Origin of the sequence: Brasilonema sp. UFV-L1, from assembly GCF_012912105.1 — a bacterium.
Classification (GTDB): domain Bacteria; phylum Cyanobacteriota; class Cyanobacteriia; order Cyanobacteriales; family Nostocaceae; genus Brasilonema.
This window is the reverse complement of sequence record NZ_QMEA01000001.1, coordinates 45418-66839: the sequence shown is the minus strand read 5'-3', so window position 1 is coordinate 66839 and position 21422 is coordinate 45418. Positions and strand designations below refer to the sequence as shown.

The 21422-nt window shown below is 44.1% G+C and carries 14 protein-coding genes; 10 read left to right on the top strand and 4 right to left on the bottom strand.

Annotation, left to right across the window (positions count from 1 at the left end; genetic code table 11):
* Positions 1-21 precede the first annotated feature (21 nt).
* From DP117_RS00245 to DP117_RS00210, 8 genes are all read left to right on the top strand, one after another.
* Positions 22-1239: a glycosyltransferase family A protein gene (locus DP117_RS00245; RefSeq protein ID WP_169216335.1), complete on the top strand. Its 1218-nt coding sequence runs from the start codon at positions 22-24 to the stop codon at positions 1237-1239.
* A gap of 114 nt (positions 1240-1353) precedes the next feature.
* On the top strand, positions 1354-2256 hold the full coding sequence (locus DP117_RS00240; protein WP_169216334.1) for a hypothetical protein: 903 nt from the start codon (positions 1354-1356) through the stop codon (positions 2254-2256).
* 59 nt (positions 2257-2315) lie between these two features.
* A complete protein-coding gene (locus DP117_RS00235; protein ID WP_169216333.1) occupies positions 2316-3044 on the top strand; it encodes an SDR family NAD(P)-dependent oxidoreductase in 729 nt (242 codons plus the stop codon).
* 341 nt (positions 3045-3385) lie between these two features.
* Positions 3386-4663 (top strand): efflux RND transporter periplasmic adaptor subunit, encoded by a 1278-nt coding sequence (locus DP117_RS00230; protein ID WP_169216332.1) that lies wholly within the window; start codon positions 3386-3388, stop codon positions 4661-4663.
* 157 nt (positions 4664-4820) lie between these two features.
* The gene (locus tag DP117_RS00225; RefSeq protein WP_169216331.1) at positions 4821-5999 is read left to right on the top strand and encodes an ABC transporter permease; all 1179 of its coding nucleotides are present in this window, start codon (positions 4821-4823) and stop codon (positions 5997-5999) included.
* Between the two features lie 865 nt (positions 6000-6864).
* On the top strand, positions 6865-7179 hold the full coding sequence (locus DP117_RS00220; protein WP_169216330.1) for a hypothetical protein: 315 nt from the start codon (positions 6865-6867) through the stop codon (positions 7177-7179).
* Positions 7180-7187: 8 nt separating this feature from the next.
* On the top strand, positions 7188-8135 hold the full coding sequence (locus DP117_RS00215) for a fatty acid desaturase family protein (RefSeq protein ID WP_169216329.1): 948 nt from the start codon (positions 7188-7190) through the stop codon (positions 8133-8135).
* Positions 8132-8920 carry an Rpn family recombination-promoting nuclease/putative transposase gene (locus tag DP117_RS00210; protein WP_169216328.1) on the top strand — a complete coding sequence of 263 codons (789 nt, stop codon included), beginning with the start codon at positions 8132-8134 and terminating at the stop codon, positions 8918-8920. Before DP117_RS00215 ends, DP117_RS00210 begins: the two co-directional genes overlap by 4 nt.
* Before the next feature lie 49 nt (positions 8921-8969).
* Here DP117_RS00210 and DP117_RS00205 read toward each other — a convergent pair whose 3' ends face one another.
* On the bottom strand, positions 8970-14801 hold the full coding sequence (locus tag DP117_RS00205; RefSeq protein WP_169216327.1) for a HAMP domain-containing protein: 5832 nt from the start codon (positions 14799-14801) through the stop codon (positions 8970-8972).
* Between the two features lie 14 nt (positions 14802-14815).
* On the opposite strand from DP117_RS00205, the gene DP117_RS00200 reads away from it, so the two are divergent.
* Positions 14816-14953: a hypothetical protein gene (locus tag DP117_RS00200; RefSeq protein ID WP_169216326.1), complete on the top strand. Its 138-nt coding sequence runs from the start codon at positions 14816-14818 to the stop codon at positions 14951-14953.
* A 525-nt stretch (positions 14954-15478) separates the two neighbouring features.
* Here the strand turns inward: DP117_RS00200 and DP117_RS00195 are convergent.
* The gene (locus tag DP117_RS00195; RefSeq protein WP_169216325.1) at positions 15479-17125 is read right to left on the bottom strand and encodes an AarF/ABC1/UbiB kinase family protein; all 1647 of its coding nucleotides are present in this window, start codon (positions 17123-17125) and stop codon (positions 15479-15481) included.
* A 445-nt stretch (positions 17126-17570) separates the two neighbouring features.
* Complete coding sequence (locus DP117_RS00190) at positions 17571-18635, bottom strand: mannose-1-phosphate guanylyltransferase (protein WP_169216324.1); 1065 nt, start codon at positions 18633-18635, stop codon at positions 17571-17573.
* A gap of 282 nt (positions 18636-18917) precedes the next feature.
* Between DP117_RS00190 and DP117_RS00185 the strand changes: the two genes are divergently transcribed.
* Positions 18918-20348 (top strand): LCP family protein, encoded by a 1431-nt coding sequence (locus tag DP117_RS00185; protein WP_169216323.1) that lies wholly within the window; start codon positions 18918-18920, stop codon positions 20346-20348.
* Between the two features lie 163 nt (positions 20349-20511).
* Here the strand turns inward: DP117_RS00185 and DP117_RS00180 are convergent, their stop codons facing one another.
* Entirely contained in the window at positions 20512-21030 is a 519-nt protein-coding gene (locus DP117_RS00180; RefSeq protein ID WP_169216322.1) for a cupin domain-containing protein, read from the bottom strand.
* Positions 21031-21422: the final 392 nt, after the last annotated feature.

Below are 21422 nucleotides of genomic sequence, written 5' to 3'. Positions count from 1 at the left end.
AAAAGGTAAGACGATAATGATATGAAAACCAAGGTTACGATCGCAATCCCTACCTACAACCGCTCCAACCTTTTGAAGATTAACCTCAAGAGCTTGCTAGCGCAGGATTATCCAGATTTCCAAGTGCTTGTATTAGATAATGCGTCAACGGATGATACGGAATCGGTTATCCGGTCATTTGCTGACCCACGAGTCACGTACGTGCGTAACAAAACCAACATTGGAGCTTACCGCAATTTTTGTCAAGCGATCAAACTGAATTCTAGTGACTATCTGGTTCTCTTGCCGGATGATGACCCAATGCTTCCCGGATTGATTCACGAATCTGTTTTAGCTCTGGACACTTATCCAAATGCTGCTTTTTCCGTAACTGGCGTTCAAGGAATTGACGAGTATGATAACCCAGTACTGCTGCCGGAGGATTCCCCTCCGGTAGGGCTGATTTCCGGAGTGGAGTACTTGCACCAAATTGTAGCTGGACGCAATTGGGTGATTCATGCCTCAAGCGTGATGATACGCTCTTCTGCCCTGAAAGCCGTTGGAGGATTAGATGTCCCTCACTCCAAGCACTCAAACGATATAAACCTCTACTTACGGATGGCAGCCCAATATGACATTGTATTTATTCCAAAGCCGCTTTCTCAAGTCCGCATCCATGCAGAACAAGATGGCTATATTCGATTTCACACCCCGGGCGGAACCGGACCTCTTGCCACAATGGCAGAGAGAACGGATGCTATTGCTCACTTGCTACAGTCTCCTCGTGCGGCAGATGCCATGTACCGTCGATGGCTCACAGAACGCCTGTTGCATATCAGCATGCGTCGTAGTGAGATCACGTCCCAGCATATCCCAAATCTGAATTTGTCTTGGGAGGAACGGTTGCAGATTGCGCTCCAAGATATTGCGACTTCAATTCCAGCCGATAAAACCGTGATTTTGGTTGACGAAGATCAATGGGGTTTCCAGATCCTTTCAGAATTTCGGACTCTACCTTTTGTTGAACGCAACGGACAATACTGGGGAGCACCATCCGATGATAAAACTGCGATCAGCGAACTGGAACGGATGCGCTACTGCGGAGCAGATTATATAGTCTTCGGATGGCCAGCCTTTTGGTGGTTCGATTATTACTCTGAGCTACGGAATTACCTTAGCTGCACATTCCATTGCATCTTGCACAATAGTCGGGTAATCATATTCGACCTACGGCAGCCTTTAGAAGTATGTAGCCGATGAATCTTAACTTGTTAAATCTTAACTGATATTGATTAGGAATAAACAAGCTGTATCGCATTTTTTAGAAAAGAATTAAATAAAATTATAGTGATACTCAGGAGAGAAAAGGCTAAAGTGAACACGATCTTCTTCGATTCTCCCAGCAGCGATGACATCAGACGCGAACATCTTTACAACGGACAAATATTCGTCTTTTCCCCCTGCCCTAGCGGAATCGCCCTCTGTGAATTTGCTCGCGAAATGGTGGAGGAAGCTTTTACTCCCTTAGATCCCAGAGAAGCGCAATACACGCTGCCTGTGGAGGAGTACGTTGCGATTTTAGCCAGACTCAAGCCTGCCTTTATCCATCACCCTAAATCTAAACAGCTTATTCAGAGCATTTTGAAGGAAGCTGGGTGTGACTTGAACAAAACTTACTTTGACGTGCCGCGACTGAGAACTGCGACCAGTGATGACTATCTTACCTCTGGTATTGCCTATGCGTTTCATCCGCATCGCGATACCTGGTACTCCGCGCCTCCCTGCCAGCTCAACTGGTGGCTTCCAGTTTACGACGTTATGCCGACCAATGCGATGGCGTTTCATCCTCGCTACTGGAGCCAACCTGTCAAGAACGGGTCAAAGGATTACAACTACGCTCAGTGGAACAAAGAAAACCGCAAAAACGCCGCGAAGCACATTAAAGCAGATAACCGTAAACAACCTCATCCTGAAGAACCCATAGAATTGGAGCCTCAATTTAGGCTGATCCCGAATGTTGGGGGGATGATTCTCTTCTCGGCAGCGCAGATGCACTCCACTGTTCCCAACACGTCTGGCTATACCCGTTTCAGTATCGATTTTAGAACTGTACATCTCGATGACGCGATCGCCAGACGGGGTGCTTCCAATATTGATTCAGCCTGCACGGGAACGTCCCTGGGGGACTTCTTGCGAGGTACGGACTTCTGTCCTATTCCCGAATCCCTAGTGGCTCTTTATGACAGCCCAGCGCCGGTAGAAACCTTGACTTCCTAACCGCCTGAGAGAACTTCCTCTTGGGCTAAAACTTAAATTGAATCAATGGAACTCTAATCATGCAAGCCTTAACAGAGCAGGTTGCAGTTATCACAGGAGCCAGTAGCGGTATTGGTAAAGCGATCGCCCTAGGTTTGGCGACACAAGGGGCAAAGCTTTGTTTGGTAGGACGCAAGCGCGAAGCTCTGGAAGCAGTTACCGCGATCGCTCGAAAAACTGCCCCTACCGTTGTTAGCTATTGTATCGATCTAACGGTGGATGAAGATGTAAGCAAGCTGAAAACAAATCTTGAGCGAGATTTCGGACGAGTTGACCTGCTAGTCCACAGTGCCGGTGCCTTTTCAATGGGTCTTTTGCAAAAAACTTCCGTTGAAGAACTCGACTGGCTCTATCGAGCTAACGTTCGTGCTCCCTATGTCCTAACGCAAGCATTGCTCCCGATGCTTCTATCGAGTCAGGGACAAATTGTGTTTATTAACTCTAGTGTAATTATGTATGCACGGGCGAATGTGGGTCAATTCGCTGCCACTCAACACGCACTTAAGGCGATCGCTGACAGCCTACGAGAAGAAGTAAATCCTCTCCAGGTGCGCGTCCTCAGCGTATTTCCTGGTCGCACCGCTACTCCTCGACAAGCCATCATTCACGAGATGGAGGGGAAACCCTATGATCCTGAACGTCTCATGCAGCCGGAGGATGTAGCTGCTGTAGTCATCAACGCGCTTAGCTTGCCTCGAAGTGCTGAAGTCACTGATATCAGTCTCCGACCCTTTGTAAAACCGATTTAGTTAAATAACTAAGCTAAGACTGCTTGCTCAAAGTTTAAAAAATTTAGGGAAGAAAGACATGATTTCCAGTATTGAAGCACAACAATCCAATCAAATTGGACAGGAGCTTTACCAACTCATCTCTAAACTATGGTTAGAAATTGCCATCCAAAAAATTGTAGCCTTGATTACTACTCTAAGATCAGAAATTATCTCAGTGCAAATTTTCGTTGCGTTTTGCACAACAGCTGCCTTATCGTGTTCGATCTCGGACCATGAGGTTCTGCAACATTAATATGAGGTGAGCAGCCCAAGGCTGCACTCGCTTGTAGTGAACTGCAAACTGACGGGGTGAAGTGTTCATGATCTGGCATAAGGACAAAAAGAAATTCAAAACCGGAGTGCAATGGCTAGCCATGCCAGCTGCTCTGGCTGCTGTCGGTCTCGGCGGCTGGCTGACTTACTTCCTAGTTTTGAATCGACCTCCCGAACCAGTGGCAGTACGCTTGCTTACTGTAGAGCGAGGCAATGTTGAAATCACCATTACAGAGGGCGGTACTGTTGAACTGCGCGAACAGAGGATTGTCAAGTCCCCAACAGAGGGTGCAGTGGATCGGGTACTGGTAAAGCCAGGGGAGAAAGTCACGTCTGGTCAAGTGCTACTCACCCTGCGTTACCCTGAGCGAAAAATTGCCCTTGCCAAGCATGAGTTGCAGATTCGAGAACAGGAATTCACCCTAGCACGCGATCGCGAGAAAATTGTCGAAGCCCAGCAGCAGCTCACAGCCGAGGAAGGCGAACTCCAGAAGTATTCGTCCCTAGCTACAGTAGGAGCTGTCGCCCAACAACAAGTCAAAAGGCAGGAAGACACAGTGCGTACAGTTCGGGCTAGACTGCGAGATAGTCAGGCACAGGCGCGTATAACCGGCGTCAAACTTCAAAGCCTGCAACTAGAGCGCCAAGGCATTGAGCAGCAACTCCAAAACACAATCGTGAGTGCACCGTTTAATAGCGTCGTTTTGGGCATTTACGTTAAGGACGGTGATGGAGTTCAGTTCCGCACCAACCTGCTTACCTTAGGCGACCCTAACCAAGTACTCGTGAAGCTCCAGCTTTCTACCCTCAATGCAGCCCGAGTCCGGGTCAACCAAATTGCTCGTGTCAGTGCGATCGGACCATCAGTACAGACGTTCACTGGATATGTGCAAAGTTTGTATCCTCAAGCACTGACACCTGAAGAAACTCAGAAAGAGGGCGGCAACCAAAACCAATCGACTCAAGCAACGGTACCTGCAACAGTGCTACTTAATACCCCTACTAGCAAGTTGATCCCTAATAGCCGGGTGAATGTTGAGATTGTTTTAGAACAACGGCAAAACGTAGTCGTTTTGAGCACAGAAGCGATTCAACGTTCTGGACCGCATCCCTTTGTCTGGGTTCGGGATAGTCAAAATAAGGCACAGAAACGAACCATCAACCTAGGATTGGAGGGATTAGTGACCACAGAAGTGACTTCTGGTTTGCATGCTGGTGAACAGATTATAGTACCGCCCCCTCAGTCGCAACTCAAGAGCGGAATGCCAGTCACCCCCGAAGGGGGAATTCAAAATGGACTGCGTCCCGCACAGCGATCAAAATGATAAATTCAAAATTAATTTTGAATTTTTAATTCCAGTGATGGGTCGGTTTTCTGCCATAGTCACAAGCAAATATAGCTGCATAACCAACAGTGAGGGACTTAAATTCCAAACAAATTAATTTTTTTGAATTTTGAATTTTGAATTTTGAATTTGCGCTATGGGTCTTTCACCTTTAGATTTACTGGATATCACCTTTCGCTCCTTGACTAAGAACCCTTTACGTTCTGGACTGACGACTTTAGGAGTGTTTATGGGTGTGGCTGCTGTCAGCGCTACACTTGCTGTCGGTAACATCAGTCGGGCTATGATTGCTCAGGAACTGGCAAAGCGAGGCGCACCTCAAGCCTCAGTATATCCAAAGCGGGATGGTGGTCGAACCACCCGACTCAAGTTGGAAGATATGGAATTTTTACGAGAACGGCTGGTGGGGTTGCGGGCAATCAGTTCTTTTAATTGGGCTGGTGCTACGCCAACTGTATTTCAGGACAAGGAGTTCACTCCACCCATGTCACCTGTTTCCCAAGATTTTTTGCTGACTTCAGGAAAAGCATTAGTGTCAGGACGATTCTTTACAGCTGAAGATTTTGCCAGCTACCGACCAGTAGCCGTCATGGATCAACTGCTGGCAGAACAACTTTTCAGTGGGCAAAACGCTGTAGGTAAGATGATTTATGCTGGGAATAGACCTTATATCGTTGTCGGGGTAGTGACGACGACTCTAGATGAAAATGCTCCTCCGGAGGGGCAACTGTATATAACGATGTCTGCTTACAATGCCCTGACTGGTAGCCGTGACATTGGTAGCATTCAAATGCGTCCTTATAAACTCGAAGACGTGGAAAATTTAAGCCACCAAGCTGAGGAACTGCTACAGCAGCGATTCCCAGGTCAAAAATTTAGGTTTTGGAACAATGTCTCAGATCTCCTACAACAGCAGCAAACCCTGGAGATGGCGTCCCAAGGACTGACGGTGGTGGGGGCGATCGCCCTCTTGGTTGGTGGTGTCGGAATTGCCAATATTATGATTGCCTCGGTGACAGAACGAACCGCTGAAATTGGTTTGAGACGGGCAGTCGGAGCAACCAAGCAAGAAATCATGCTCCAGTTTATTCTGGAGGCTACGCTTTTGAGTCTCATTGGAGGAACTGTCGGTCTTGGAGTGGTGCATGGATTGACAGTGGTTGTTACTGATACCTTTAACTTGCCCTACCAGTTTGACAGCTCTATCGCTACACTGGCATTGGGTTCAGCTTTACTGGTGGGGGTGGGGGCTAGTTTGCCCCCTGCTGTGCGAGCTAGTCAGATCGACCCAGTTAAAGCTCTACGCTCAGAATAATCTTACTTAAGTTTACGGGATATTCAGGATTTGGCTTAAGTCAGTCGGCATAATAATAAAACCAAGTATGTTTAGTTTTGTAAAAACCGTGGAATGACCTATTTTTAAAATATTCGTTGGCTTTACACTGCAATTCTTTTTGACGCATTTGTCAATATATCTAGTGAATGACAATAATACCAAAAACCGTGATCGAAAACATCATTGCTTAGGTTACCGATGCGCAAGCCCCCTACACTCTGTCATGTCATTTTTGTACTCATCATTATGACAAAATCAAATTCTAATACCGATTCAAAAAATGTTTGCGACAGATGACCCCACCCGCGAAGAGAGCGCACCCTCCCCTCAGAAAGGGGAGGGTTAGGGAGGGGTTTAAAAGTTTTCAACCCCATGTGTCGCATTCTTTTTTCAAACTGGTATAACTTCTGTTCTTTGTAGCGTACACGCAAGACACGTACTGAATATTGAATTCTCAAATTCGTTGATTCATAAAAGTTTATTTTTCAAACTAATTCTTAAGGTAGATATACATTTCATACCTGTTACAAAACTTGACAGATGACTTGATAAAGACTATGTGTTTTTCAAATCATGAGTCGCGATTGTGTTTAGAATTATTACATTTCAAACTTCCAAGTAAAGTTTATTTTCTTTTCATGCAAAAAGATTTTAAAGACTGTTAGCCTGTGAATTGAGAAAAGCTTCAATTTAACTGTATGACAAGTCTTTTTGGTGATTGACAAAGCTTGATTTGGATTCAAAAATCTTGAGTTTTCTACCGATTGGTAGACTTGCCAGAAAGAACTTTGAAATTTATATTTAGTTTCTAAAGATTATGCTAAATCGACTTCCCAGTTCCAATATGAAACATTATCGCAATGAATGGATTGAGGAATGGTGCCAAGAAAATGGCTGGACAGATGTATTTGAGGAGCGGTGTAATAACTACTGGGCATTTCCTCCAGGGGCAGTGATGCCTGAGCCAATTCCAACCCATACTTTGAGAGTGATTAAAGCTCAAAAGGGACTGACATACGAAGAGAAATTTTGGTCAATCTCAGCAGTGTTTGGCACAATTGTAGCTGTCGTTTCCACTTACTTATTTAAATGTCCAATACCTCTGGTTTTGGCTTTTGCTTTTGATGCAGTGACAGCAGCACAACTTGAGGTTGAGTGAGTTAAAGAATGACTCAAGGTGAATCTTTGGCTTGCAAAACGGACAAGCAGCATAATTGTCGCCAGATTCTTAGTGTGCAAGAATTAAGGGTTTTGAGCGATCGCTCTAACTGGAAAGGGCTGATTCAACTGGCTATGCATCTAACTGTCACCGGATGCAGTGGCTATTTGTGGGCAACGAATTTTGGCAATTGGTGGCTGGCAATACCAGCACTTGTGATCTACGGCTTTAGTATCGCTTCGATGTTTGCACCTATGCACGAATGTGGTCACAGAACAGTTTTCGTTAGCAATTCTTTAAATGATGCTGTTGCTTGGTGCGCAGGTTTGTTGTCATTTTACAACAGTACATTTTTTCGATACTACCACAAGTGGCACCACCTCTACACTCGCGTTCCTGACAAAGATCCGGAATTAACTGATCCTAAGCCGAGCAACTTAGGTAAATATTTGTTGATAATTAGCGGTTTACCTTGGTGGAAAGGAAAGATACGCGGGCATTTTCGCGCTGCACTCGGTTTACTTGAGGATTGCCCATTTGTGCCAGAAACTGCACGAGCCGCAGTAATTCGCTCGACTCGATTACAATTGGCTGTATATGCAGGGGCGATCGCCCTCTCAATTGCAGTCAAGCAGCCTTGGTTCGTGCTTTATTGGCTGCTACCGCTTTTGATTGGACAACCGATTCTACGTTTTATTCTGCTGGCGGAACATACAGGTTGCACTCTTGACGCTAATCTGCTGACGAATACACGCACAACGCTGACGCTGTTACCTGTGCGATTTTTCATGTGGAATATGCCATTTCATGCAGAACACCACTTGTACCCATCAATTGGGTTCCACGCTTTGCCAAAAGCCCATCAGCAATTGAGTTCACATTTTACTCATGTTGATTCAGGCTACATGAAAGTCAACTGGGATATTGTGGCTAAATCCGCACAGTCGGCGGTATGAAGACAGATGCAATTTTCTACGAGATATTTAAAGAATTTCCCAACATCTTTTTTGAAATCATTGGCAAACCTGGTATTAACATCAATACCTATGAGTTTACCGCACCAGAAATTAAACAAAAAAGCTTCCGATTAGATGGAGTATTTTCTCCTATTGAAGAATTTCCGAATGAACCACTGTACTTTGTAGAGATTCAGTTTTACAAAGATGAAGAATTTTATGACCGACTGTTTACAAGTATTTTCCTTTACTTCACCCAATATCAGCCACTGAATCATAACTGGTTCGCAATAGTTATTTATGACAAACGCAGCAATGAACGCAGTTGTCCCCTACGTTATCGTTCCTTGTTGGAACCTCATCTACGTCGCTTTTATTTAGACGAACTTAAAGATGTACCAGATGATTCTCTGGCAGTCGGAATTGTACGCTTAATTGTAGAAACCGAGAACAAAGCCGGAGAATTTGCCAAAACGCTAATTAATAAAGCTAAGGAAGAATTGACAGACACTTCTTACCAAAGAAAAGTTCTAGAATTTATAGAGACAATCGTAGTCTACAAATTTCCTAACTTAAGCCGGGAGGAAATAGAAACTATGTTGAATTTAAACTTGCTGAAAGGGACTAGAGTTTATCAAGAAGCAAAAGCAGAAGGTGAAGAAGAAGGTGAAATAAAAGCTAAGTTGAAAATTTTGCCCAAGCTTGTGCAACGAGGGATGAGCATTCAAGAGATAGCAACAATTTTAGAGTTGGACACTGATACTATTAGAAATGCTTTGCTTTGAATACGTAATGATATTTTACGTTTAATTAGGTTGAGCGACTTATTGAAGCTCAAGCATATAACCAAACGCGCAACAGCGAAAGCAACTGTTCGATGTCTACAGGTTTGGTGATGTAGTCTGATGCGCCTGCTTCAATACACTTTTCTCTATCGCCTTGCATTGCCTTTGCGGTCAGTGCAATAATTGGTAGAGATTTAAATTGGTTATTCTGCCGAATCAGGCGGGTTGTTTCGTAACCATCCATTTCTGGCATCATGACATCCATCAAAACGACATCAATGTCTGGTGTGTTTTGCAAAACTTGAATGGCATCTCTACCATTTTCAGCATATGAGACTTGCATTTGATAACGCTCTAGCATGCTCGTCAGAGCAAATATATTACGCACATCATCATCTACGATGAGAACTTTTTTGCCCACAAGGACAGGATCATTGGAATGCAACTGTTCTAAAATTTGTCGTTTGGGCGCAGGTAAATTTGCTTGAACTCTATGGAGAAATAAAGCTGTTTCATCAAGGAGACGTTCGGGCGATCGCACATCTTTAATAATTATTGTCTCTGCCATGCGCCTTAGTTGAGTATCTTCTGCTCGACTTAACTCTCTTGCTGTATAAACAATAATTGGTAGTGTTTCACCACTGGGATGTTGTTTGATTCTTTCGATGAGTTCAAATCCGCTCATATCAGGTAAACCCAAATCAAGAACGACACAATCAAAATATTCGTTCTGTACAGCTTTTAGCGCTTCTGCACCTGTTTTCACAGCAGTGGTTGCAACATCGGTGTTGCCAATCAATTCTACAATGCTATGGCGTTGATGATCGTCGTCTTCCACAACCAAGAGATTTTTCACTCGGCGTTCAACAAAACCTTTGATTTTGCTTAATGCTTGAGACAACGCCTCACTATTAACTGGTTTTTGTATATAAGCAATTGCACCTAGTTGCAATCCACGCTGGCGTCCCTCCTCAACGGTCATAATATGTACTGGAATATGACGAGTGCTGGGATCATGCTTGAGGCGATCTAGGACTGTCCAACCATCCATTCCTGGTAAGCGGATATCTAAGATGATAGCTGAAGGTTGAAATTGTTGTGCCAGTGTTAAGCCTGCACTGCCACCATGAGCGACAATGGCTTTAAATTCTTGTTGTCGTGCCATGTCTAAAAGGATTCGGGCAAAATTAATGTCATCTTCGATGATCAGAAGTACACGTTCGCCTTGTTCAATATTTCCTCTGTCGTCTAACAGAGGAGTTGTAATTTGGTGGTTGGGTGATGTGGTGACGGAAGCAGGAAGATGAAGAGAATCAGAGGAATGTTGCTCCCTCATCTGGCTGATCGTCCTCGTCTGGCTGATCGTCTCCATCTGACTCATCTTACTCATCTCTCGATGAGAGGGATGCGACTGGGGTAAGTATAGTGTAAAAGTGCTACCTTCTCCAAGACGACTTTGAAGTTTAATTTCTCCACCAAGAAGACGAGTAATTTCGCGACTGACTGATAAGCCTAACCCCGTACCGCCATATCTGCGACTTGTGGTGCCATCAGCTTGTTGAAACGCCTCAAAAATGATTTTTTGCTTATCTGGAGCAATACCAATGCCTGTATCGCTAACTGCAAATGCTATCACAGTTTGAGCGCGATTCAAAGTTTCGTGATCGCGACTCCACCCTTGAGTTGCGACAAAGACGCGTAAGCGGACTTCTCCATGTTCTGTAAACTTAAAAGCATTAGCGAGCAAATTTTTCAAAACTTGTTGTAAGCGTTTGGCATCGGTGTGGATGCTTCTCGGTAGTTGAGGGGCAAAGTCAATGGGAAAATCGAGTCCTTTGTTAATCGCGACTTGTCGAAAAGTTCGCTCTAGATGTTCTTGTAATTCTGTCAACAGCATCTGGTCTATGTCAATTGACATCGTTCCAGATTCGATTTTTGCCAAATCCAAAATGTCATTGATCAGCGTTAAAAGGTCGTTTCCTGATGAGTAAATTGTATAGCTATATTCAACTTGTTTCGCTGTGAGATTTTGCTCAACGTTATCTGCTAGCAATTTCGCCAAAATCAACAAGCTGTTTAGTGGTGTCCGTAATTCATGAGACATATTCGCCAAAAACTCAGACTTGTATTTTGACGAGAGTGCTAATTGTTCTGCTTTCTCTTCTAATTCTCGGCTTGTCTGTTCAATTTCATTATTTTTGCGCTCTACTTCTTTGTTTTGTAAAGCTAATAATTCCGACCTTTCTTCTAGTTCGGCGTTCGTTTGTTGTAATTCTTCTTGCTGTTTCTTCAGTAAATCTTCTGAGGCTTTGAGCGATTGAGCTTGTTGTTCGAGGCGCTTGTTTGTTTCCCTAAGTTCGTTTTGCTGACTTTGTAATTCTTGTGCCAAAGACTGCGACTGTTTGAGTAACTCTTCAGTACGCATACTGGCTGCGATGGTATTCAAGACAATCGCTATACTTTCTGTCAATTGGTCAAAGAATGACAGATGAATTTCGCTAAAGCGTCGGAATGAAGCGAGTTCAACAACTGCTGTGACTTGTCCTTCAAACAAGACAGGTAAGACAACGACATTGAGAGGAGTTGCTTCGCCTAAACCAGAGCTAATCTTGATATAATCATGTGGTACCTCTGTCAGCAGAATGCGTTCTTTTTCCAAAGCGCATTGTCCTACCAAACCTTCACCTAAGTGGAAGCGGTTAGCAAGATGCTTACGCTCACGATAAGCATAGCTGCTTAGTAACTTCAAATTTTGTGACTCATCAATAGTATCCATGATATAGAAGACACCATGAGCACCTCCTACCAACGGTGCTAATTCAGAGAGAATAAGTTTAGAAACTGTTTCTAGGTCGCGTTGACCTTGAAGCATGCGGGTAAACTTGGCTAGGTTAGTTTTTAACCAGTCTTGTTCAGTATTTTTCTGCGTTGTCTCTCGCAGGTTAGCAATCATCTGGTTGATGTAATCTTTAAGCATGGCGACTTCACCTTGCGCCTCAACAGAAATTGAGCGTGTTAAGTCGCCTTTGGTGACAGCAGTTGCAACTTCGGCGATCGCCCGCAATTGAGTCGTGAGAGTCGCAGCCAGTTCGTTCACATTGTCGGTTAAATCTTTCCAAGTTCCTGCAGCCCCAGGCACTTTCGCTTGTCCACCTAATTTACCTTCAATCCCCACTTCACGCGCCACGGTTGTCACTTGGTTAGCAAACGTCGCCAGAGTACCAATCATCTCATTAATTGTTTCTGCCAAAGTTTCAATTTCACCTTTGGCGTCGAGTGTGAGTTTCCGCTTTAAGTCTCCATTCGCAACCGCCGTCACAACTTTGGCAATACCTCGCACTTGTGCCGTCAAGTTCCCCGCCATCGAGTTCACATTGTCAGTCAAATCTTTCCAGGTACCCGCTACACCGACAACTTGTGCTTGACCACCTAGTTTACCTTCTGTTCCCACTTCTCTGGCGACTCGCGTCACCTCTGATGCGAAAGAATTGAGTTGATCCACCATTGTATTGATGGTATTCTTCAATTCCAAAATCTCACCTTTAACATCAACAGTAATTTTCTTAGAAAGGTCACCATTTGCCACAGCCGTCGTCACCTCGGCAATATTCCGTACCTGCGCGGTTAAAGAACCTGCCATCGAGTTCACGCTGTCGGTTAAATCTTTCCAAGTACCTGCAACACCTCGTACTTCGGCTTGCACGCCCAGCTTTCCTTCTGTTCCCACTTCCCTCGCCACCCGCGTGACTTCCGATGCAAAGGAATTAAGTTGATCTACCATTGTGTTAACGGTGTTTTTCAACTCTAAAATTTCACCTTTGACATCAACAGTAATTTTCTTCGAGAGGTCACCTGTTGCGACAGCGGTGGTGACTGCGGCAATATTTCGCACCTGCGCTGTCAAGGAACCCGCCATAAAGTTTACACTGTCAGTTAAATCTTTCCAAGTACCCCCAACGCCTTTGACTTCAGCTTGTACGCCCAGCTTTCCTTCTGCACCGACTTCCCTCGCCACCCGCGTCACTTCCGATGCAAAGGAGTTGAGCTGATCCACCATAATATTGATGGTGTTTTTCAACTCCAAAATTTCGCCTTTCACCTGCACGGTGATTTTCTTAGAAAGGTCACCGTTTGCTATAGCTGTGGTCACTTCAGCAATGTTTCGTACCTGCGCGGTTAAAGAACCCGCCATAAAGTTCACACTGTCGGTCAAATCCTTCCATGTACCAGCAACACCTTTAACATCTGCTTGTACACCCAGCTTTCCTTCGGTTCCCACTTCCCTAGCAACTCGCGTCACTTCCGATGCAAAGGAACTGAGTTGATCCACCATTGTGTTGATGGTATTTTTCAGCTCTAAAATTTCGCCTTTAACATCGACAGTAATTTTTTTCGAGAGGTCACCTGTTGCTACAGCCGTGGTCACTTCGGCAATATTCCGCACTTGTGCTGTTAAGGAACCTGCCATGAAGTTTACACTATCAGTCAAATCTTTCCAAGTCCCAGCAACGCCTCGTACTTCAGCTTGTACGCCCAGCTTTCCTTCTGCACCGACTTCCCTCGCCACCCGCGTCACTTCACCTGCGAAGGAGTTGAGTTGATCTACCATTGTGTTGATGGTATTCTTGAGTTCTCGAATTTCGCCTTTGACATCAACGGTGATTTTTTTGGAGAGGTCACCATTGGCGACAGCTGTCGTCACTTCAGCGATGTTCCGTACCTGCGCTGTTAGGGAACCCGCCATGAAGTTCACGCTGTCGGTTAAATCTTTCCACGTACCAGCACCACCTTTGACATCTGCTTGTACGCCTAGCTTTCCTTCAGATCCGACTTCTCTTGCAACTCGTGTTACTTCCGACGCGAAGGAACTCAACTGATCCACCATGATATTGATGGTGTTCTTAAGTTCTAGAATTTCACCTCTAACATCAACAGTAATTTTTTTGGAGAGATCACCGTTGGCGATCGCCGTCGTCACTTCAGCAATATTCCGTACCTGCGCGGTTAAAGAACCCGCCATCAAGTTCACGTTATCAGTTAAGTCTTTCCAAGTTCCCGCCACACCCTGCACTTCTGCTTGTACGCCCAGCTTTCCTTCGGTTCCCACTTCCCTGGCGACTCGCGTCACTTCCGACGCGAAGGAATTGAGTTGATCCACCATTGTGTTGATCGTGTTTTTCAACTCCAGAATTTCACCGTTGACATCAACAGTAATTTTCTTCGAGAGATCGCCATTTGCCACAGCCGTCGTGACTTCAGCAATATTACGAACTTGTGCGGTTAAGTTTCCCGCCATTAAATTCACGCTGTCTGTCAAGTCCTTCCAAGTTCCAGCGACACCGGGAACATCTGCTTTCACTCCCAGCTTTCCTTCAGTTCCTACTTCCCTCGCGACTCGTGTCACCTCGCTGGCAAACGAGTTTAACTGCCCTACCATTGTATTGACCATTTGGGCTGTTTGCAGAAATTCTCCTTTGAGAGGTCTACCTTCTATTTCTGGGGCGATCGCCTGGGATAAGTCCCCATTTGCCACAGCCCGAATCACACGCGCTGTTTCCGCTGTCGGCTGAACCAAATCTGTCACTAGTGTATTGACAGAATTCACACAATCTGACCAAGAACCACGAGCATTTCCTAAAGAAGCGCGTTCACTAATTCTGCCATCTTTACCAACAACATGGCTAATTCTTTGTAGCTCTGCTGTTAGCCGCTCATTTTGTTCAATAATATCGTTGAGCGTATCAGAGATTTTTCCTGCCATACCAGTTTGGTCTATTGGCATACGTGCAGAAAAGTCACCTTTTTTAACAGCTACCAGCGTTTTGAGTAACTGTTTTAAATCTAAATGATCGCTTTCTCTGGTTAACTGTTCGGTGGACATGGCGGCGCAGGGGCATGAAAATCTATATCAATTATCTTTACTACTATCTTTACTACGACTTGCTATCAGTTCCAATGGCGTTTCTACACAAAAAGCATACCAATATAGTGACGCCAGAAAGAAACTTTGCAGTGCGACAGGTAGGTGCATAAGATATGTCGTATAAACTATAACGAATTTCCAACACCTCACTAAACATATGTTATAAAAATCTGTCTGAGGTATGAATACTTGCTATTAATATTAATTATCTTTTACAGATTGACATTAATTTTCTTATATGCATCAAATCCAATAACCGTAATTTCCAGCTTCAATATGCAAATAAACCCGGTTTCTAGCAAAAATCCTCTGTTTTACAACCAAATACAAAGAAGAAACCGGGTTTGATAGCGATGTTGCGTAAGTCTTGTTAACAGTTATCAGTTATCAGTTTGAAGAAGTATTCAGTATTGCTGAATCCAGAATTCAGAATAGAAGAATCAATTAACTCTTTTATTCTGACCGGAGCTCCGGAGGCTGGTGGCTCCGCTCCTGACTCCTGACTCCTGAATGCCAGACGCCTGGCTGTCGGGAAACCCTTTCGGCAGTCGCTCATGGGGGGAACCCCCAAGACCGCGCTGCCTCACCCCGGCGCTGGCTCCTCCTGACTCCTTCACTGGTCACTGGTCACTGTTTTAACGTAGTCGTCCTGAGCGCAAAATACTGATAATTAACCAAAGCCCCAACAAACTAGCAGTAGCAAACAACACATTGCTTAAAAAAGATAACTCTGAAGTCCGTGCATTGCTAGAAATAATTGCTGCACCCATAATCAGTGAACCGACTAAGATACTAAAAGAAAGACGATTTGCAGCATCATCTGTGGTTCGGCGTAAGCTATCTAAACCTCGCACTGATAAATTCCATTGTAAAGATTCTGAGGTAATTCGTTCTAGCAGTACCTCTAGGAGTCGAGGAGATTGTAAAGAGAGGCTTTTGAGATCTAAAGCTGTTCTGAGGAGCGATCGCACAGGAGTATCCCCAAGCAACTGTCGGCGAAACAAATCTGTCAGCAATGGCTGAATTTCATCAATAAAGTTCAACTCTGGATTAAATCCCCGTGCGACTCCCTCTAAGTTCGCCAGAGTTTTGGCATACAAACCCATGTTACTGGGCAAGCGGATTTTATTGTTACGGGCGATTTGCAGAAGTTCGTAGATAATTTGACTGAAATTAAGTTGCGCTACGCTTAAGTTGTAATACTTTCGCAGCATCCGGTCATAATCATTTTCTAGTTGAACCATAATCACTGGCTGTGTAGACTCCGCCAGTTGTAAAGTTAACTGAGCACACCGCCTCGCATCCAGATCTACAATTGCCAACAACATTTCTATTAATATGCCTTGTGTACGGGGGTCAAGCCTTCCCACCATGCCACAATCTAAAAGAGCAACGCGACCATCTTTGAGATAAAATAAGTTTCCAGGATGGGGATCAGCGTGAAAGAAGCCATCAATATACAGTTGCTGAAAGAAAGCTCTAAACAGTAATGTCGTAATTGCTTTGCGTTCTTCGGCTGGATCTTTGCCATTTTTGTCGAGGCTAAAATCTGCTGACAACAAGGGAACTCCGTCTAGCCACTCCATCACGAGTAATTTTGCTGTGGTTAAATCCCAGAAAATTTCAGCAACGACGAGTTGTGTGGGATCAAACCAGCGACTCTGGGATAAATTGCGTCGTAACTGGTCGGTGAAGCCTGCTTCTGTTGTAAAATCTAACTCTGCTTCTAGGGCTTTGGTAAATTCTTCAGCTATAGATTTGATTTCATAAGTCTGACCAAATTCGGTACGAGCGACTAAATCGGCAATACCTTGAATTAAGGCAATATCCTGGGGAACAGTGATATCTATTCCTGGACGTTGCACCTTAAGAGCAACTTCTTGACCATTTGCAAGTGTAGCTTTGTGTGTCTGAGCAATCGAGCCTGCTGCAACTGGGATAGCATTTATTGTGGCGAAGGTTTCTTCTAAAGGACGTTTTAGCTGTTTACGAATAACGACTTCTACTTCCGCCCAAGAAACTGGCGGTACTTCATCTTGTAGTGTTGATAATTCGTCTATGTATGCTGAACTCAGTAGGTCTGGACGGGTAGACATTAACTGACCTAGCTTGATGTAAACTGGTCCTAAATCCACCAAAATATTTTTTAAAACAGCAGGTGTGGGTAGCTGAGGTTCATCGGCTTTTCCTCCAGTCAGGAGTCGTCGCATATAGTCCCAACCATTACGAAGCAGGACTTCAAGAATTTCTCTTTGACGAGGAACAGTTTGGGTGAGAAACATAGTTTTATTGAACCGTAAGAGCAAAAGGATGTAGTCAGAACAGGAAAAGAGCAATTATCAGTGCTGTGGTATGATTGTGTTCAGTACCGTGGGGCACACGGAAACTAACGCTTGAGAAGCTAGTTGCAAGACTAGGTACATCAGAGTGTAAGACCTTAAGTAGGGCAACTGAAAGAGGCACTTTGAGTCCAAGAATCCCATTCCTTTTGGGTATGGGAATGTCAAGTGATTTAAGCAGAAATCCCCATCGTCTATTAGACGATGGGGAAATAAAAATCTTTTGTACACAGAAATCCACCTTTCTCGAGCAATAATGCAGTTTATTGCCATGCTCTTGGCTAGAGGCTCATAACGACTGATTTGCATAATTGTTCAAATGAAATAACAGACACAAAAGTTATACTGGTTGATACACCTAATGCGCCTCTGCCAAGGGTTTTAAGTTTTAAAGTAAGTCAGCAAATCGGGGATCGCCTTGTAAGGTTTTGAGGACTTGCTTAATTTCTTGGGTACGGTCTTTTTTGACAATCAGGGTAACGTTGCGATCGCGCACAATGACGATATCTTCTAACCCAATGGTCACAATCACATCCTCATCATTTGTGGAATAGACAACAGATCCCTGTGTATCCAATCCGACATGAGTCGCCAATTCAACGTTGGGAGTGCCTTCTTTTTTCAGTAAACGCTCGATCGCATTCCAATCTCCCAAATCATCCCAACCAAATTCTGCTGGCAAAACATAAGCAATATCTGTCTTTTCCATCAAAGCATAGTCTATACTTTTCTTAGGTAGCTTTTGGTAGATATCAGGACCATACTTTTCTATCGGTTCAATAATTTCTGGAGCGTATTTGTGCAGTTCTGCCAGAACAACACCCGCTCGAAAAACAAACATACCGCTATTCCAGCTAAAACGTCCTGTAGAGAGAAAACTTTCTGCCGTTTGACGGTCAGGCTTTTCAGTAAAACGGTTGACGTGATAAGCTGGCAAGTCATTAAATCTACCAATCTTTTCACCTTGTTCAATGTAGCCGTAACCAGTTGATGGAAACGTAGGCTTAATGCCCAGTGTAACAATAGCCGCTTGAGTTGTTGCAAGCTCTGTAGCTGCGTTGATAGTGCATACAAATGCTTCTTGGTCAGCAATCCAGTGGTCAGCAGGGAAAAAACCAATAACAGCATCATCTCCGTAACGCTTTTGAATTTCCAAACTGGTCCAAGCAACTGCTGCTGCAGTGTCCCTTCCTTGCGATTCAACAAGTAAGTTGTCTGATAGCAGTTGTGGTAGTTGTTCTTTAACTCCTTGCGCGATCTGACCAGAAGTGATTACCCATAAATTGTCCCAACCGCCTGCAAGTGTCAACAGTCGGTCAGCAGTTGCTTGTAGGAGACTTCTATTCGTCCCATCAAGATTCAAAAATTGCTTAGGTCGATTTTGACGACTCAGGGGCCAAAAACGCTCTCCTTTACCACCAGCAAGGATAACAGGGAACAATGCTCTAGTCATGAGGTCAGTAAAACTTACTAAACAACATTACAAGTGTACTGTGACAAATCAAAGTAATGAAGTATAAAGATGCTTGAACCAAGTCAGAGGAGATGACACAGATGTACGGCAAAAAAGCGTGAAAATAAAGATATAGAGTGACTCTAGGAGCTTGTTGTCAAAGAAAGCTAAGATGAAAAATTTACACTTAAGACTTCAGACTTTAGGTGACGTTATTCACGGGCAAGATTCATAGCTTGCATTAAGATTACGTTTAGGGAGTGGATGAGTGGGGAGAGTATTGTGGTTAAACAAGTAGCAAGTCAAGAACATAAGAGTACATCAAGTCAATTACAAAAATCCCCAAATGGGGTAGTCGTCACAAAGCAACAAAAGACTTCCCGTAACTTCGTATCTACGGGTTCTATTCCCAGCCAACTATACCATCGGCTGGGATTAGCCATGCCTCGATGGCTCTTTTGGATACTGACAGTTGTTACAGGAACCACTTTGTCGGGTTTGTTGGTATCGAGTCTGGCACTTTGGACTCCCCTATGGAGTGACATAGATCGAACAGATGAAGAATTAGCATTAAGCTCAAAAGAGCAAAAAACACCTCTACCAGGGGAGTTATGGAGTAACATTTCACAATATCGTCTGACTCGACCAATGAATATCTTGGTCATGGGTATTGAGCCAGTACCCAAGAGTGTAGATGGTTCTCCAGAAAGTTTTGCAGGTCATAGCGATACAATACTGCTGATACGACTTAACCCAAGCAACAAAACAATCCGGGTACTTTCTATTCCCAAAGATACCATGACAGTTATTCCAGAAAAAGGATTAACAAAGGTATCTGGTGCCAACGCCGAAGGAGGTCGAGTCTTGGCGGCGCGGGTTGTCAGCCGTACTCTCAGTAATGCACCGATTGACCGCTATATTCGCATTTCCACCAGTGGATTACGACGCCTAGTGGATCAGTTGGGTGGAGTAGAAGTTTTTGTTCCTAAAACAATGGTTTCCAAAGATCCGACGACACAATTTTCGATTAACTTAGTCAACGGCTGGCAAACATTGAATGGCGAACAAGCAGAACAATTTGTGCGGTTTCGCGAACCAGCAATGGGCGATTTGGAAAGAGTCCAGCGACAGCAAACACTTCTTAACGGATTGCGCGATCGCCTAAATAGTCCTACTGTTTTATCCAGATTGCCTCAACTGATTCGCGTCATGCGAAGACACTTCGACACGAACCTGAAACTAGAAGAAATGATGGCACTGGTCAACTTTGGCTTGAACTTAGAGCGAGATAATTACCAGATGACCATATTACCTGGAATTTTCAGCCGTCTGAGTCAAGATCCCGATAGCTACTGGTTAGATCTCACTGGGCGAGTTGACTTACTTGAGGATTATGCTGGAGTCACAATAGGAGGTATGTCCTCAACTGCCAAACCACCCACTAGCCTCAAAATTGCTATTCAGAATGCTTCCAAAAAACCCCAACTGACTCAACAGGTTCTCAATCGTCTCAAACAGCAAGGATTTGCGAAAGCTTACGCTGTCCCAGATTGGTCTGATGACCGAAGTGAAACTAAGATTATTGTCCAAAAAGGAAACCGACAAGCAGGAGAACAATTACAGCAAATGTTAGGTTTAGGTCATGTTGAAGTGTCAGCCACTGGTGATCTAGAATCAGATATCACAATCCGGATTGGTAAGGATTGGAAGTAGTGAGTTGTGAGTAGTTAGTGCTAAGCAACTAACTGCTCACAAATGGCAAGCTTATGAAAAAAATCCTACTCCGTATATTGGGATTGCTCGCGATTTTGGTTCTTGCCTGGTTATGGGTGCTGATTTACGCTAGTCCAGCGTATGCTTAAGCAAAAACTCAACTCTAACTGCCAGAACTAGAAGTAAGAGTCACAACTTTTGTCCCATACTTTGTCGTAGCGAGTTCAATAGCTTTTTCAATTTCGTCAGGACTTGGTGGTTGACTGAGACTGCGTATTTCTTCTTCGTTTATTGGTAAGTGTACTGGCTGTCCAAGTTCTGCAAAAAACTGCTCAGGTCCTGCTGGTGTGGCGTGTATTAGCATTTTAGCAGGCTTTGACCCATTGTTCTTAAAACCGTGGCTTTGACCTTTGGGCAATTGAAGAAAGGTTCCTGGAGTTGCAACGATAGTTTTCTCATCAAGTTGGTACTCAACCTCCCCGTCAAGAATGTAGTGCGCTTCGTCTGCTTGGTCATGCATGTGGAGTGGTGTTATGCTTTGCGGTTGCAGTATGACCTCGGTTAAGGAATATGCTCCACCTGTATCTTCTCCCACAGCCAAAAAAGTGTACAAGTCACCCCAAAACAAATATGTGGAACCCTGACCTGGTTGAACTATAGTGCTTTTAGAATTGACTGTCATTGTAGTTCTCCATTTTATCATTTAACAGTTATCAGTTATCAGTTACCAGTTATCAGTTACTAGTTATTAGTTATTAGTTATCACTGTTCATTGTGTACTGTTTACTGTGTACCGTTCTAAAAATAGATACTGTACTAGGTATGTTTCAAATCATCACATCACTTATGCAGGTAGGTCTAGTCGGTTGATGTAAATTTTCGCAAAAATTGGTAGACGGTTTTGTGAAGCGGTTTGTCAGTAAATGTCTGGTTTTGTCAATAAAATAGTCTACTAGGACATTGCTCACTGACACCGCCATATTTCTGATTTTGTCTAAACTATCCTGACAAACTACGAAATTTCAGGTTAAATGTTCCCAGATACGCGCCTTCAATAAAGTTGTCAGGTACAAT